Annotated in this window: 12 protein-coding genes and 1 tRNA gene; 7 read left to right on the top strand and 6 right to left on the bottom strand. The window is 62.4% G+C overall.

The window, feature by feature from the left end:
* Positions 1–47 precede the first annotated feature (47 nt).
* The 3 genes from ACKTEK_RS05110 to ACKTEK_RS05100 all read left to right on the top strand — a co-directional run bounded on the left by ACKTEK_RS05110 (position 48) and on the right by ACKTEK_RS05100 (position 3,933).
* Entirely contained in the window at positions 48–2,984 is a 2,937-nt protein-coding gene (locus ACKTEK_RS05110; protein WP_409164162.1) for an FAD-binding and (Fe-S)-binding domain-containing protein, read from the top strand.
* Positions 2,985–2,989: 5 nt separating this feature from the next.
* Positions 2,990–3,682, top strand: a complete 693-nt coding sequence (locus tag ACKTEK_RS05105) for a GntR family transcriptional regulator (protein WP_409164161.1) — start codon at positions 2,990–2,992, stop codon at positions 3,680–3,682.
* 177 nt (positions 3,683–3,859) lie between these two features.
* Positions 3,860–3,933: transfer RNA gene (locus ACKTEK_RS05100), tRNA-Gln, on the top strand.
* Between the two features lie 619 nt (positions 3,934–4,552).
* Here the strand turns inward: ACKTEK_RS05100 and bcsS are convergent.
* From bcsS to ACKTEK_RS05085, 3 genes are all read right to left on the bottom strand, one after another.
* On the bottom strand, positions 4,553–5,308 hold the full coding sequence (gene bcsS, locus ACKTEK_RS05095; RefSeq protein ID WP_409164886.1) for a cellulose biosynthesis protein BcsS: 756 nt from the start codon (positions 5,306–5,308) through the stop codon (positions 4,553–4,555).
* A 227-nt stretch (positions 5,309–5,535) separates the two neighbouring features.
* Entirely contained in the window at positions 5,536–6,489 is a 954-nt protein-coding gene (locus ACKTEK_RS05090) for a hypothetical protein (protein WP_409164160.1), read from the bottom strand.
* Between the two features lie 174 nt (positions 6,490–6,663).
* A complete protein-coding gene (locus ACKTEK_RS05085; RefSeq protein ID WP_409164159.1) occupies positions 6,664–7,800 on the bottom strand; it encodes a glycosyltransferase family 4 protein in 1,137 nt (378 codons plus the stop codon).
* Here ACKTEK_RS05085 and ACKTEK_RS05080 point away from each other — a divergent pair.
* Positions 7,750–9,777 (top strand): DUF2194 domain-containing protein, encoded by a 2,028-nt coding sequence (locus ACKTEK_RS05080; RefSeq protein WP_409164158.1) that lies wholly within the window; start codon positions 7,750–7,752, stop codon positions 9,775–9,777. The two genes, ACKTEK_RS05085 and ACKTEK_RS05080, sit on opposite strands and share 51 nt — an antisense overlap.
* Before the next feature lie 37 nt (positions 9,778–9,814).
* On the opposite strand, the gene ACKTEK_RS05075 is transcribed toward ACKTEK_RS05080, so the two are convergent.
* From ACKTEK_RS05075 to ACKTEK_RS05065, 3 genes are read right to left on the bottom strand one after another with little or no spacing between them, the layout of a single operon-like run.
* Positions 9,815–11,404: a recombinase family protein gene (locus ACKTEK_RS05075; protein ID WP_409164157.1), complete on the bottom strand. Its 1,590-nt coding sequence runs from the start codon at positions 11,402–11,404 to the stop codon at positions 9,815–9,817.
* Positions 11,401–11,850 (bottom strand): DUF2924 domain-containing protein, encoded by a 450-nt coding sequence (locus ACKTEK_RS05070; RefSeq protein ID WP_409164156.1) that lies wholly within the window; start codon positions 11,848–11,850, stop codon positions 11,401–11,403. Before ACKTEK_RS05070 ends, ACKTEK_RS05075 begins: the two co-directional genes overlap by 4 nt.
* Complete coding sequence (locus ACKTEK_RS05065) at positions 11,850–12,188, bottom strand: DUF3489 domain-containing protein (protein ID WP_409164155.1); 339 nt, start codon at positions 12,186–12,188, stop codon at positions 11,850–11,852. The genes ACKTEK_RS05070 and ACKTEK_RS05065 overlap by 1 nt, the downstream gene beginning before the upstream one ends.
* Before the next feature lie 214 nt (positions 12,189–12,402).
* Here ACKTEK_RS05065 and ACKTEK_RS05060 point away from each other — a divergent pair, with 214 nt between their 5' ends.
* Genes ACKTEK_RS05060 through ACKTEK_RS05050 form a run of 3 tightly spaced genes read left to right on the top strand, consistent with a single transcriptional unit; the run spans position 12,403 to position 14,809 of the window.
* Entirely contained in the window at positions 12,403–13,680 is a 1,278-nt protein-coding gene (locus ACKTEK_RS05060) for a site-specific DNA-methyltransferase (RefSeq protein ID WP_409164154.1), read from the top strand.
* Positions 13,677–14,246: a DUF5681 domain-containing protein gene (locus ACKTEK_RS05055; RefSeq protein ID WP_409164153.1), complete on the top strand. Its 570-nt coding sequence runs from the start codon at positions 13,677–13,679 to the stop codon at positions 14,244–14,246. Before ACKTEK_RS05060 ends, ACKTEK_RS05055 begins: the two co-directional genes overlap by 4 nt.
* Positions 14,243–14,809: a DUF5681 domain-containing protein gene (locus tag ACKTEK_RS05050; RefSeq protein WP_409164152.1), complete on the top strand. Its 567-nt coding sequence runs from the start codon at positions 14,243–14,245 to the stop codon at positions 14,807–14,809. The genes ACKTEK_RS05055 and ACKTEK_RS05050 overlap by 4 nt, the downstream gene beginning before the upstream one ends.
* Positions 14,810–15,136: the final 327 nt, after the last annotated feature.

The raw sequence follows: 15,136 nt of genomic DNA, 5'->3' as shown, positions 1-15,136 counted from the left end.
TGGATATTGAATTTTGAATACAAAATAATGGATCGGGAGGCATGTCAATGGGGCGAGCGAACGCGCAGCTCGACGCGGCCACGAAGCGCCGTCTGGAACGTGCCGTGGAGGGCGATGTCCTCACCGGTTCCTTTGATCGCGGGCGCTATGCGACCGATGCCTCGGTCTACCAGGTCATGCCGCTGGGGGTCGTGATCCCCAAGACCTTCGCGGACGTGGAGGCCACGCTTTCCCTCGCCGCCGAACAGGGTGTCAGCGTCACGGCGCGCGGGGGCGGCACCTCCCAGTGCGGGCAGACGGTGAACTCCTCCATCGTCGTCGACTTCTCCAAGCACCTGAACAACTTGGTCGACGTGGACCTCGACGCAATGACCGCGACGGTCGAGCCGGGGCTGGTGCTCGACCATCTGAATGCGAAGCTGAAGGGCGAGAACGTCTGGTTCCCGGTCGACGTGTCCACGGCATCGCGCGCGACCATCGGCGGCATGACGGCGAACAATTCCTGCGGCTCGCGCTCGATCCGCTACGGCACCATGCGCGACAACGTGGAAGCCGTGGAGGCCATGCTCGCCAGCGGCGAGAAGATGCGCTTCGGCCCGGTGCCGCACGACCTTGCCGGGGTGAATGATCCGCGCGCCAAGCTGTTTGCCGACCTGCTCGGCATGGGCGCGCGCGAGGCCGACGAGATCCGCGACAAGTTTCCCGACATCATCCGCCGCGTTGGCGGCTACAACATCGACGCGCTGACGCCGAACGGCGCAACCAACAACCTCGCCCACCTGCTCGTCGGCTCGGAAGGCACGCTGGGCTTAAGCGAGCGCATCACGGTGCGTCTGTCGCCGACGCTTGGGCCGAAGGTGCTAGGCATCTGCCATTTCCCGACCTTCTACGAGGCGATGGACAGCGCGCAGCACCTGGTCGCGCTCGACCCGACGCAGGTCGAACTGGTCGATTCCACCATGATCGCGCTCGCCCGAGACATCCCGATGTTCCAGCCCGTTCTCGAACAGTTCGTGCGCGGCGAACCGGCCGCTCTGCTGATCGTGGAATTCGCCGAACCGGACATGGACGAGAACCTGCGCCGCTTGAAGGCGCTTGGTGACCTGATGGCCGATCTCGGTTTTCGCTGGGGCGATCCGGGCAAGAAGGAAGGCGGCGTCGTGGAGGCGACAGACCCGACGCTGCAGGCGCAGATCATCGACGTGCGCAAGCAGGGCCTCAACATCATGATGTCGATGAAGGAGGCGCGAAAGCCGATCTCCTTCGTGGAAGATTGCGCGGTGCGCCTGCCGGACCTCGCCGAGTACACCGACAAGCTGACGGCCATCTTCCGCAAGTACGACACCACCGGCACGTGGTACGCGCACGCCTCCGTCGGCACGCTGCACGTGCGCCCGGTCCTCAACCTCAAGCTCGACACCGACGTGAAGGCGATGCGCGCCATCGCCGAGGAAGCGTTCGAACTGGTGCGCGCCTACAAGGGCTCGCATTCGGGCGAGCACGGCGACGGCATCGTGCGCTCGGAATTCCACCGCACCATGTTCGGCGACCGGATGGTGGAGAACTTCGAGTGGGTGAAGGACCGCATGGACCCCGCCGGGACGCTCAATCCCGGCCGTGTCGTACGCCCGCCGAAAATGGATGACCGCAGCTACTTCCGCTACCACGAGGACTACGATCCGAAGGACCGTGAGACCGTGTTCGACTGGTCTGCGTGGAACGGCGCGTCCGGCGGTTTCCAGGGCGCGGTGGAGATGTGCAACAACAACGGCGCCTGCCGGAAGATCGCGGACGGCGTCATGTGCCCCTCCTACCGGGTGACGCGCGACGAGAAACACCTCACGCGCGGCCGCGCCAACACGCTGCGGCTGGCGCTTTCCGGCCAGCTTGGGGACGGCGCGTTCGCCAGTGACGAGATGGCCGAGACCATGAAACTCTGCGTCTCGTGCAAGGCCTGCCGCCGCGAATGCCCGACAGGCGTCGACATGGCGAAGATGAAGATCGAGGTGCAGGCAGCACGCGCAGCCCTCAAGCGCCCCGGCCCGCGCGACACGCTCGTCGGCTACCTGCCGCGCTATGCGCGCCTCGCCAGCAAGATGCCGTGGCTCGCGAACCTGCGCGACAAGGTGCCGGCGTTGCGCAAGCTGTCCGACAAGACCATCGGACTGGCTGAATCCCGCACGCTGCCGCAGTGGCGCTCGGACGTGTTTGAGACGCCCTCTTCCGCCAGCGATCTCGCGAGCGCCGACGTCGTGCTGTTCGCCGACACGTTCAATCGCTATTTCGAGCCGGACAACCTGCGCGCCGCGCTGAAGGTTCTGGACGCCGCGGGATTGAAGATCGCCCACGCCCCGGCACCGGGCGGTCGCCCGGTCTGCTGCGGGCGCACGTTCCTGTCGGCAGGCTTCGCGGACCAGGCCCGCGCGGAGATGGAGCGCACCGTAGAGGCCCTGCGTCCGGCGCTGGAGCGCGGCACGCCCATCGTCGGACTGGAGCCGTCCTGCATCATGACCTTCCGAGACGAGGCCCCCGCCCTTCTTCGGGACAAATGGGACGCTGCCTGGTCGGACCAGTTCGTGATGATCGAGGAATATCTCGACGCCAAGCTTCGCGACAACTCGATCAAGCTGCCGCTCAAGGCGCTACCGCAGGCGCATGCCCTGCTGCACGGTCATTGCCACCAGAAAGCGTTCAACGCCGTTGGCCCGGTGCAGAGGCTGCTGGGGCGCATTCCCGGTCTGAAAGTGGAAATGATCGCCACGTCATGCTGTGGTATGGCAGGCGCGTTCGGCTACCAGTCCGAAACCGCCGACGTCTCGCGCGCGATGGGGGAATTGTCGCTGCTGCCGAAAATCCGCGAAGCCGATGGCGATACGCTGATCGTCGCCGACGGCACGTCCTGCCGCCACCAGATCGCCGACGGTGCCAATCGTCAGGCGGAACACGTGGCCTGCGTGCTGGCGCGCGCACTTGAGGGAGAGTGAAGCCCATGAGCCTCGTCGATCAGGCCCGGCCCATCGAGCGGCGCACGCTGCACGACGAACTGGTGGAGCGTGTGCGCGCCCTCGTTGTGGAAGGCGTGCTGGCGCCCGGCGAGAAAATCCCAGAGCGCGAACTGTGCGAACGCTTCGGCGTGTCGCGCACGCCGCTGCGCGAGGCGCTCAAGGTGCTGGCCTCCGATGGCCTGGTGCAGCTGACGCCGAACCGCGGCGCAACGGTTGCCCGCCTCACGGTCGCCGACCTTGAAGACGTGTTCCCGGTCATGGGCGCGCTTGAGGCGCTGGCCGGCGAACTCGCCTGCCAGAACATCACCGACGCACAGATCGCGCATATCCAGGACGTGCACCGCCAGATGGTCGCCAACTACGAGGCGCGCAAGCTGCCGGAATATTTCGAGCTGAACCAGCGCATCCACGAACTGATCCTCGATGCCGCCGGCAACCGCACGCTCAGCACGCAGTATTCCTCGCTGGCGCAGCGCATGCGCCGTGCGCGCTTCATGGCCAACATGTCGGACGCACGCTGGAAGCAGGCGGTGATCGAGCACGAGGAGATCATGTCGGCGCTCCAGAGCCGCAACGGCGAGGCGCTGGCGCAGATCCTGAAGGATCACCTCCAGAACAAGTTCAACAGCGTGCGCAAGTGGCTCGTTGCGCAGGAAAGCGAAATGCAGGACGCCTGAGCGAAAATCCCCGCCTGCTTCCCACTTCGGCAATCGTGTAAGTCGACCTGCCCGGGGCCCGATTGCCGGGAAACGGAAGCCGTCTCGCAAGGCATCCGCCGAACAGGCAATCAAAACCGGGGCAACGGGTTGCACGGGCGAAACGACGGCTATATAAGCCCGTTTCGCGCTGCCGATTGGGGAATAGTTTAACGGTAGAACAGCGGACTCTGACTCCGTCGGTCCTGGTTCGAATCCAGGTTCCCCAGCCAGCCACCCCTCCCGAACAGTCTCAGCTTGCCGACCCCTGCGCCAACTGCCGGTAACAGGGCGGGTTTTTGCGTTCATTCCCTATTCCGGCATCCGTCTTCCGCGATCTCTTCGGGCCGAATGCGGGCGGTCATTCCCGCCGGTCTCAGGCTGGCTGATGGTTGGATGACTTTCGCTGATAACAGGGAATTTTCTGCAAGTTCGCGCCAAAACAGGGCAATCCGGCACAGTGACCAGGAGAGACGCTCCGAGAAACATCAGATTTTCAGTGGGTTAGGCGCTTGTCGGTCCACTTTCCTGTTATTGTCGATAACAGGGAGTCCGTTTCGCCATAACAGGGGAACTCAATGGCGATATCAGGGCAATTCAGTCGCGATAGCAGGGGAAGGCTGGTTCCATGGTTCTTTGCCAAATGATCGTTTCGCCGGCGTCGACGAAGCCGGTTCCTGGCTTAGATCGAGGTTCCTGTGAACAGCGCCATCTGCTCATCCCAGGACGCCGGAATCGGGCTGTCCATGAGCTTCGCCAGGGTCAGGCCGCTTGGCTGTATTTCTGGCATTATCTACGACCGGATCAGATGCGACGAACGCGCCTTAGACTGCTTGATGAGGTTTGATCAATTTACCGGAGGGATAGCGGAACCGAGAACTGAACGGTGGCATAGAAGCCATCGTCGCTGGCTGGATCCTGTTCCTGCTGGTACCCGGCCGCAACGCCCACTCTGAAGTTCCCCAGCGGGATTTCACCGATGAACGCACCGTAGCGGATGGTAGAATCGCTATCCTGTTCGTCGAATACCGTTAGCTCCGCGCCATAGGTGAAGTGCGATCCGCGAACGCCAACCTTGGCGTGGGCGTAGACCTGATCGTATGCGGTCGAGAACGAACCGTAGGACTGCACGAAGTACATGCCGCCCTTGGTCTCGAAGCCATATTGAAATACCGCCCCGACTTCGCTGCCGTCCGTAGAGCCACCCGACGGGCTCTCGTCATTGTCGACTGCGTGCACACCGGCGTTCAGCGCGAAGTAATATTGCGGCGAATGCCACTGGTAGCCGACGAGCGCTGAGCCATAAACGCTGTCCGTGTCCGTTCCGACATCATTCGACTGCGAGGCGCCGATATTGGCGGAGACTGTCCAACCGGAAACCGAAATGTCGCCGTGGACCGCGGTGACGAAACCAGCATCGGCTCCGAACCCGTTTTGCTGAGAGTTCGCTCGGCTGAAGTCGACACCGCCATAGACAACTGTGTCATAGGTGCTGTCGGCGTAAGCGGTCAGCTTGTCAGCCGCAGAAACCGGTGCACTCGCAAGGAGTGCGGCCAGCACCACTGCGCTTCCGACAACGGGCACCGCCCCGTAAAACGGCTTCACCATCTTCGCCACCCCATTTGTCGCTCGCGAAGAAAGCCCCCGCTTTCACCCACGAAATGCCCCTGTTCGCTGCCACTTTTGCAACCGGTGGCTGGCGTTGACCTAGATGTTTCAAGGCTAGCCCGGCGATTCTCAAGCGCCGGCGGCCATTATTCACACGTTATCCGCGCAACCCGCTTACAATTCTTCCGGGCGTTGCCCTAACGACACAAACAGGCTGTATCGACATCTCACGATACGTCGAGAAGTCGCTGCGGCGGGCGGCGACCGACTCCGGATTCAAATCCTGCGCCGAGCGTGCTGGCCGCCGAAGCGAGAATGACGCCACTCTCACCGAGATAGAGGCGCAATCCGCCAACTGCCCGGAAATGGTTGCGAACACCCAGCGAGTTCTCACCCAGAGTCGTAAGATCTGACAGGGCGGTGATCCCGGGCGACTGGTAGTGCGCGTCCGGCGCTGCATTGACCGACCCGTCGGTGGCTGCAGCTGCAACCGTTCCGAGGCCGATGATTGCCGCAGCGCCAGCTGCGCGCGTCAAAGCACCGGCTGCCTTGGTCTTCGCGGGCGTTGAACTAAGTCGTACAACAGAGCTGGCATCGACCGGCACGTAGCTACCTGGAACAACTCCCGCCACCACGCGAACCGACCGAACGACTTTGGCCAGATCACCGATCGCCGTCTGGCCAACAAAAGCCTTCAATTCGGCCTCAAAGCGATCCGTCGCGATCTGTTTGCCAGAGATAGAAATGCACGTTGCCTGCGCAGCTGCGACGACTACCAGTGCAGCGTCGCCGGTGCGCCATAGGATGCGGTCGATCTGCTCACCGAACGCACTACGCAACTTCGCGGCCATTTCGAGGAGGCGGGGCGCCCGGGTAAATGCGCCAGTTGGATCAGCGACCACGTGTTCGTGGGTGAAAAGACTTGCAAACCCCTCAAGGCTATCGGGAGCGTAGAGGTCGCTTGGAGAGTGAGTACGGATCTCCAGTTCAAGCGCCGTATCGAACTCGTGAATTCGCCGCTGGATATAGTCGATCTGCTCAGTACCGATCGTGCCGTTGGCAGCATGAACCGTTACAATCGGAGGGGTCTTGCCCATATCGAGTCCGGCAAGAAAGAACAGGCCGCAACCTTCTTCGGCAAGGATCGCCTTCAATTGCGAGAGTCTGGTATCCGAAATCATTGACGCTACTCCTTGCAGGAACTGTCCAGCGGCTGCGACCAAACGAAGGATCCAGTAAGGCGCAGACCGGTACTGACCGCTACAATATTTGTAAATTCCGCAAGGTCAAATTAGCTTTTCATTAACGAAACGACAATTGCGGACAGTCGGGTGTGCGAACGGATCCGGGATTGGTCAGAGAATCGCCGCTTGCGACAGCAGGTAGCTCTCTCGTCGCGTCGCATTTCGAGTCGCGGTTGCAGTTCGCAAAGCGGACTGGAAGAAGGGCCACCATTCCAGACCACGCGCCTCCCAGGTCCAGTCCGCCATCCTTGACCGGTTCTCGACGCTGATCGCATCACGAAGGCTCGTGTTGGAGACGAGTTCACTGACCGCGTCAGCCAACGAGCCAGGTTCGGCATTTTTCAGCATGAACCGTTTCTGTAGATCTCCAAACGCTTGGGGAACGATCCCAACGTCCGTCGACACGACTGGAACGCCGCACGCCATGGCCTCAAGTACGGGATTGGGCGTGCCCTCCATAGCTGACGTACAAACGAAGACGTCTAGGTCGCGATAGAAATTTGGCATGGCAGCGAACGGGATATGCTGGATTTCCGGATCTGCGATCTTTCGCGATACCTCCAGTCCTCGGCTCTCCAATTCCTTGATCATGGGATCGAACAGCCGGTGATAGCCCTTTACGTCATAGCCTTGCGATTGCTTTCCCCAAGCACTGTTTCCGACCCACCCGATCGAATAGGGAGCATGACCACGCGCGCCATCCGGACGCGGTGAAAAGTGGTCGATGTCGACGCCGTCTGGAATGACTGCGTCGGGTGCGGGGATGCTGGGTTGAGCAGCGTAAATGGCTTCCAGCTTCTCTGAACAGACCGTGTAGGCGTCCATCATCGCAAAGCTCGCCTGCCGTTCTCGCAGATCGTCGGGTGAGATGAACAGGTGATCGTAGATTGAGCTTGTGAAGGCGCAGCCGTTAAGGCCCCTGACAAGGGTCTCGTATTCAAGACCCAACTGCCAAGCTGCGGTTGCGATCGTGAAGGGGTTCAGCATGTGAAACAGGTCTTCGCGCCAGAACACATGGCAGATGTCTATGCGATTGAGAAAAATCGTTTCAAAGAACAGACGTTCGCTGCCCTTCCCCAGGACGTCCGCCATATAGAGCTTGCTGACGTTATGCGGGCCGGCATGGCGAATGATGTTGTTGGCGATATTGTCGAACGACCAGTCCGGCTTGTCCGGGCAAAGTAGCACGCGCAAGGGTTGCGTCCCTTCTTCCCCGACAACCCGGCGGTCTGGTTCCTGCTCGCGCAAAACGTGCCTCCTGGCGACCGCGGTGCGCGGCAGGGTTGGCATTCTGCGCGCTATGAGTGCAAAGGTTGGAGCTGCCGATCAAGCCCTCTTCGGGCGGCCCAAGAGATTTTCATCGAAACACTGTTCTGGCCAGCGATGTCACCCAACCCCTCCCAACCGCTGAAAGAGCTTTGGTATGGTCCACCAGAGAGCATCACTAAGCTGCAGCAGGTTTTGGTACTTTGTCACGGCGATGACGACGACGCCTCACCGGTCGTGGACAATCTCTGCATGGGCTTACAGGCGAGCAAGTTCGCTTTTGCGGTTCTTGATCTGGCACTGACAGGGGGATGGCCATCCCTCTCTGGCTTTCAAACGTTGGTCATCGCCACGGAACGGATTTGGGAAGTCGACTTCGAGAGGCTGGAACGACTGCGAGAGCATGTGTTTGGCGGTGGCGGTCTAGTCGTCGCCTACAGGTGCTGGTGTGAGCCGCTGGCAGACGTTCTGGGCATACCCGGGTCGGGACGCGGACCGGGTACGCACATGACGGAGGGCCTTTCGTTCGACGCGGAGATTTTCCCCGGTTTAGGCGGCCTCGAACTCACGCAACGCGATTGGCAAGTCGATCACAGTCGGCTCGAAGTCGATGCCGAACAGCTGCCCGAAGGTGCAACGATACTGGCAAGCGACGGCTGGCGACGGCCCATTGCCTGGCAGCATGGTTTTGGCGACGGCCGCGTTATTGTCTGGAATACGAACGTGATGTTCAGCCGCGTGCTGCGCGGCATGCTGGTTCAATCTGTCCTGTCGGCATCACCGTCAAGCGTTTGCGCCATTTCGGGCATCGGGATGGTGCATGTCGATGATTTCCCGACTTCGCTTTCCGACGCAGTCCTCCAGCCCGTCTGCCGCGAAACCCCGGGGCAGTCCTGGAACGAGTTCTTCTTCGACGCGTGGCACACGGACATGATGGCGCTGAAGCGCCGATATAGGCTGCGATACACGTGGTACGTGGTGATGAACTATCACGACGACGCCAATCGGCCGGAGCATGCTGAAAAAGCGGATCTTTCCGCTTCCGGACGTGAAGTTCTCGAAGATCGGTTCTCTCGCGTTCGTCACAACGAGCCTGACGATGAATACGGCTTTCACGGCTACAACCATGTGCCACTGACGGCTGATGGATGGCCCGATCTGCCGACACTGCGCTACAAGCTGGGCCTCGCTCGTGACTTGTGGGATTCCAGTGTGCCGGCGCCATTGCCGTCCTCGTGGGTGCCCGCAAACAACTGGTACGAGGCCGAGCGCGTGCGCGTTCTCGCGTCGGCCTTTCCAGAGATCACCGATATCTGCGGTCTCAACTTGATCGGCGATCCGGACCTCGGGGAGTATCGTGAATTTGGCCCCGAACCGTGGGAGCCGAGCCTCAATTGCCTTCCCCGCAACACGTTCGGATACGTTCTCGAACCGCGTCTACGCCTGATGATGCTCTCGCAACTGGCTGCGACCGGAAGCTGGACGCACTTTGTCCACCCCGACGACATCTACGACATTCCAAACGAGGGCGGATCCAGTGGCTATTACCGAAACGCCGACGAGCGTCTTTGGAAGACAACCAACGCTGCCGGCTTGCCTGGATTGTTCACGGAGTTGGAAAACTGGCTAGGCGAGGTCGAACAGGGCTTCCCATGGCTGGAATACATGACGACTTCTGAAGCAGCCGCGCGGATGGATGAATTCAACGCTCGAACCGTCAACGTCTTGCACGCTGACGGATCAGTCGAAATCCATGCCGACGCGCCCGGCCTATATTACCTGCGCATCCCAGCCCATCAAACCGTTGAGCTTGGTCAGGGGGCAGAGGTTGTCGACCGCCGAGACGTCATCGATGGTCACTTGTTGGTGGTGAGATGTGATGCAGGGCGAACCAACATTCGCGTCATTGATAGTCCACTGAACGAGATAGCGGATGCCGATCTGATCCAGTCACACTGATGTTCCGGAAAGGAAATCTGCCGAACCGATTCGTGGCTCAGATCGAGGCACCTGTGAACAGCGCGATCTGCTCGTCCCAGGCCGCCGGGATCGGGCTGTCCATGAGCCTCGTCAGGGTCAGGCCGGCGAGCTGGCGTCCGTTGAGAATCGCGGATTGGATCGGCGGTGCGAGGAAGGCGAGCCGAACCAGCTTGCGGCGATAAGGTGTGTCCGGTGCAGCTTCCAGGACCGGCATCCCGGCATGGTCCTTCCCGATCATCGCATGGGCGCAGCGCAGTGCATTGATCAGAACGGGATCAGGCTTTGTTGCCACCTCCCCGCCTGCCACGCTCGACCGGCCCCCTCGCGTTCGGATCTGTGCCGGGACTTCGATCACCGCGCGGGAGGCGTTGGGCGCATCGGGGATCAGGCGTTCGCCGTCGGCGAGGTTCACCGCATCGATGGACGATGCCGGACTGAGGAAGAGCCGAAGCCGGTCACCGTGCACCTCGAGCCGCTCAAGCGCGGCAAGTCCACTGCCGTCGGCAAGATTGCCCGCTACGCGTGCGATTACCTGTTCGACGCGGGCCTCGATCGCACTCGCCGGGATGCGCGTGGGCGTCTGATCGCCGGCGCCCTCGTCACCACTGCAGGCGGATCGCGCCGTGACGTAGTATCGGTAGAGCTTCTTCTTGCGGCCATAGGCAAAGCTCGGGGTCAGGGGCCGGCCGCCATGGTCGAATATCCGCCCCGTGAGCATGCAGGGAGCAACGCTGCCCCCGCTTCCCGCCCCGCGGCGGGTGTTGGCCTGCAGCTTCGCCTGTACCGCCTCGAATAGGCCCAGATCGATGATCGGCTCGTGCAGGCCGGGATGGACCTCCGAGCCATGAACGATCTCGCCCAGATAGGTGCGGTTCTTCAGCAGGTGGAACAGGGCGCCCCGGCTGAAGGTCTGTCCGCCGGAGACCGTGCCCGAGGCAGTCCGATGCACCTTGGAGCGGATGCCCTCCCGGTCGAGCCGCTTCAGAACTTCAGGCACGGATCCGAGCTCTAGGTAGGACCTGAATATTCCTCGCACGATCCCTGCCTCCGCCTCGTTCACGACGAGCGCGCGGATCGCATTCGCAGACGGGGGGTCGTAGCCAAGCGGCACCCGGCCTCCCATCCACATGCCCTTCTTCTTCGATGCCGCGATCTTGTCGCGGATGCGCTCGCCCGTGACCTCGCGTTCGAACTGCGCAAAGGACAGCAGCACGTTGAGGGTCAGGCGCCCCATGCTGGAGGTGGTGTTAAAGGACTGAGTGACGGACACGAAGCTGACTTGGTGGCGCTCGAACAGTTCCACCATCCGGGCGAAGTCGGCGAGCGAACGTGTCAACCGGTCGATCTTATAGACGACGACTACATCCACCCGGCCAGCCTCGATGTCGCTGAGGAGCCGCTGCAATGCTGGACGTTCCATCGTGCCGCCGGAGATGCCGCCGTCGCCATAGTGCGTGGCAAGAGCTCTCCAGCCCTCGCCGGCCTGGCTCTTCACGTAGGCCGCACAGGCCTCACGCTGGGCATCGAGACTGTTGAAGGCCTGATCAAGCCCCTCCTCCGAACTCTTGCGGGTATAGAGCGCACAATGCTTCAGCGGTCGGGTCATGACGCACCCTTGCGCAATCCGAAGAAGCGCGGGCCGTTCCAGCGGGTGCCGGTGATCGCGGCGGCGGCAGCCGACAGGCTCGGATAGAGCTTGCCGTCCCAGCGGAACCCGCCATCCTCGACGATGACCTCGACCTCCCGGCCCTGCCATTGCCGCCGCAGGCGGGCACCGGTGCCAAGCTCCATCCCCTCGGCCATGACGGGACCGGTTCGCTTCAGCATCCGCACCGTCTCCCGATCGAGCCCGCCATAGACGGGCGCCTGAAGACGCCAGGCCAGCATCAGCCGAAGCAGTTCCACCGAGCGCAGCTTCGGCGGCCGGCCGAACCGCGCCTGCCAGAGGGCCCGCAGGCCCTCCAGGTCGAGTGTGTCGAGATCGGATGGCAGAACGTGGGCCATGTGCCGGGTGGGCCGGTTCGCAGTCGCGCCGGAGATGGCATTCGCCATCACTTTGCTCCCCCTTCGCCTTCGACGGTGTAACGGCGGACGCCGTCAACCTTCTGCGAGGAGACCGCATGCCCCTTCTTCTTCAGCGATCCGGCGATGGCGCCGCGGACCGAATGTGCCTGCCATCCGGTCGCCTCCACCAGTTCGGCGATGCTGGCCCCTTCGGGTCGCGTCAGCAGCGAGAGGATCGTCTCCAGCCGCGTGACGCGGGGTTCACCCGTCCCGGACTTGCCCGTTGCGCTGGTGGCGCCCGACGCGCGGCGGGTCGCGCGGGGTTTCGCCGGCTTGCCCGTCCTCGTGCCCTTGCTCTTGGTGCGATCTGTCTTCGTGCTGGTCATGTCTTGTCTCCGGTTGTTTGCGGCGATCATCCGCCGCTACCGGGACAGGCCCGTGGACCGGGCTCGGCCACCAGCAATGCTCCGATCCGGGGCGAAGTCCAGACTTATCCCCACTGTATTGCGTCCAACCACAAGATGTTGCCATTCAGCTGTTGACCTGACGGCAAATCTGGTAGTGTTCCTGCATTGTTCCGTTGACACAGGAGAACACACCATGACCGCGGTCTCCCCCCGGACCACGCCGCTTGCCATCACCTACCGACCCTTGGGCGAGTTGAAGCCCGATCCGCGCAATGCACGCACGCATCCCAAGAAGCAGATCGACCAGATCGCCGCCTCGATCCGGTCCTTCGGCTTCACCAATCCGATACTCACCGACCCCGATGGCGGCGTGATCGCCGGTCATGGTCGACTGCTTGCCGCGAAGATGCTCGGTCTCGACGAAGTGCCGACCGTCACCCTGACAGGACTGAGCGATGCTCAGGTCCGCGCGCTGCGCATTGCCGACAACAAGATCGCTCTCGGTGCCGGCTGGGATCTCGAACTGCTCAGGCTGGAACTTGGCGATCTCTCCGGCCTCGACATCGAGTTCGACCTCTCGCTCACCGGCTTCTCGACCGGTGAGATCGACGTCATCCTCAAGGGGCCGGATGACCCGGACGACGAGGTCATTCCCGAAGTGCCCGCCGAGCCCCGCACGAAGCCTGGCGATATCTGGATCCTCGGCGATCATCGCATCGGCTGTGGTGACGGAAGGGATACAACCTTCCTCAAGACCGTCATCGGAGATGGAGCAAGGATCGACGCGGCCTTCCTCGACCCGCCCTACAACGTCCCGATCAACGGCTTCGTCAACGCCAGGGGCCGCCACCGGGAGTTCGCCATGGCATCAGGCGAGATGAGCGAAGCGGACTTCCGCACGTTCCTCACCGAGACGCTTGGCGCCTGCATTGCGATCTCGCGCGATGGCGCGGTCCACTTCGTCTGCATGGACTGGCGGCACATGAATGATGTGAGCGGAGTCGGATCAGGCATTTACGGCGATCTGCTCAACCTGTGCGTCTGGAACAAGTCCAACGCGGGCATGGGATCGCTCTACCGTTCCAAGCATGAGCTCGTCTTCGTCTACCGGGTCGGCAGCGGCCAGCATCTCAACACCGTCGAACTCGGACGCCACGGCCGCAACCGGACAAATGTATGGGACTATCCATCGGTCAACTCGCTGGCCGGCAGCCGGCACCAGGATCTGGCCCTGCATCCGACCGTCAAACCCGTCGCGATGGTTGCCGACGCCATACAGGACGTGACCCGGCGCAAGGATCTCGTCCTCGACATCTTCTCAGGCTCGGGAACGACGCTCATCGCCTGCGAGCGCGCCGGACGCTGCTTCCGCGGCCTCGATATCGATCCGGCCTATGTCGATGTAGCGATCGCACGCTGGTCGGCCCTGACGGGTCAGGAACCCGAACTCGAGACCGGAGTACGGTCATGAGCGGGGGTGGCGGCACACCGCCGCTCCATTCCCGCTTCCGCAAGGGCCAGAGCGGCAATCCCAACGGGCGGCCGCGCAAGCAGGCACCGGCCCGGCAGAAGTCCGCCTTCGACATCGTGCTCGACAAGACCCTGACCGTCACCCATGACGGGGTGCCGCGCGACCTCACTGTCGAAGAGGCTCTGCAGTGGAAGACCTATCAGAGTGCCTTGTCCGGAAGCCGTCTGGCGCAGCGTCAGATCCTGAAGATGATCGAGAAGCAGGAACAGGCACGCGACAACCGGCCGGGCAAGAAGCCGACCGCCAATGTCAGGATCATGACCGAGTGCAAGTCGCCGCGAACCGCGGACGAAGCGCTTCGGATACTGGGCGTGATCACAGCCGACACGGACCGACCCAACCCGCCCGGCTCTCCGGAGCGGATGCTGATCGAGGCATGGGCGGTGCAGACCGCGCTCTCTCGCCGGCACGGTGTCGAGAAGCTGAGCTCCGAAGAAGTCCGCAGGGTCAGGACGGCAACGCGGGATGCGGATTCCATCCGCTGGCCAAGGGGGCATGACCGATGAGCGACCAGGACCACTCAACCAGGTCCGGGACCGGCTATCGCAATCCGCCCTTGTCGACTCGCTTCCAGAAGGGCAAGAGCGGCAATCCGCGCGGCCGTCCAAAGGGAAGCCACAAGACGCTGCCCTACGAGTCCGTGCTCGGCCAGACGGTTACTATCCGGGAGGACGGCGTCGAACGGCGCGTCTCCGCCGCAGAAGCCTTCCTGTTGCAGATTGCGAGGAAGGGTCTGGAAGGCGACAACGCCTCGGCGCGCGCTGCCCTCAAGGCAATCGAGGATGCCCGCGCCCGCAGGCGCGGCGATGGTCCGGAGGACGTCGTTATCGAGATCAGGTCGATCGGGTTAGGCGGTGCCGTTGGCTCCGAACTTGAAACCCTGCGCATGACGCGCCGGCTCGATCGCTTCCGCGACACAGCCCGCGTGGTCATCGAACCCTGGCTGGTCGAAGCCGCACTTGCCCGCCTGGGCGAGCGTCGCCTCTCCAACGAAGAGCAGCAGATCGTGCGACAATCCACCCGGACGCCGTGGAAGGTGAAGTGGCCGGATTGGTGGGAGGTGCGGTGATGAGAGTGGCACCTGCGGAATGATCAACATAGAATCCCGTCCCATCCGCCACTTGCCCTCGCGAAAGCGTTCTCCCGATCCGGCTGCGGCCGGATTATTCCGTTGTTTTGGAGGGTTATGCGGGAGGGGCTGCGCACCGACCCCGCCGCCATGTGGCCCGAAAACGGTCTCTCGGGGCCGATATTCTCCAGGGCTGTTGCCTGCGCTCAATAGGTACACTTCTACAAAGTTCTGAAAATGCTACTCTTTTTAGGTCGCTAGAACTTTACCTTTGCGGCGGACGATCGGCATGCGGGCGCGACGCGGATCGAAAATCGTAGCTGGTAT

Origin of the sequence: Tepidamorphus sp. 3E244, from assembly GCF_046159835.1 — a bacterium.
Lineage (GTDB): Bacteria > Pseudomonadota > Alphaproteobacteria > Rhizobiales > Tepidamorphaceae > JACKJK01.
This window is presented reverse-complemented; position numbering and strand designations above follow the sequence as displayed.

Coding starts and splice junctions, on each gene's coding strand:
- ACKTEK_RS05110 (WP_409164162.1), top strand. CDS start 48: ATGGGGCGAGCGAACGCGCAGCTCGACGCGGCCACGAAGCGCCGTCTG.
- ACKTEK_RS05105 (WP_409164161.1), top strand. CDS start 2,990: ATGAGCCTCGTCGATCAGGCCCGGCCCATCGAGCGGCGCACGCTGCAC.
- bcsS (WP_409164886.1), bottom strand. CDS start 5,308: ATGGTGAAGCCGTTTTACGGGGCGGTGCCCGTTGTCGGAAGCGCAGTG.
- ACKTEK_RS05090 (WP_409164160.1), bottom strand. CDS start 6,489: ATGATTTCGGATACCAGACTCTCGCAATTGAAGGCGATCCTTGCCGAA.
- ACKTEK_RS05075 (WP_409164157.1), bottom strand. CDS start 11,404: ATGACCCGACCGCTGAAGCATTGTGCGCTCTATACCCGCAAGAGTTCG.
- ACKTEK_RS05070 (WP_409164156.1), bottom strand. CDS start 11,850: ATGGCGAATGCCATCTCCGGCGCGACTGCGAACCGGCCCACCCGGCAC.
- ACKTEK_RS05065 (WP_409164155.1), bottom strand. CDS start 12,188: ATGACCAGCACGAAGACAGATCGCACCAAGAGCAAGGGCACGAGGACG.
- ACKTEK_RS05060 (WP_409164154.1), top strand. CDS start 12,403: ATGACCGCGGTCTCCCCCCGGACCACGCCGCTTGCCATCACCTACCGA.
- ACKTEK_RS05055 (WP_409164153.1), top strand. CDS start 13,677: ATGAGCGGGGGTGGCGGCACACCGCCGCTCCATTCCCGCTTCCGCAAG.
- ACKTEK_RS05050 (WP_409164152.1), top strand. CDS start 14,243: ATGAGCGACCAGGACCACTCAACCAGGTCCGGGACCGGCTATCGCAAT.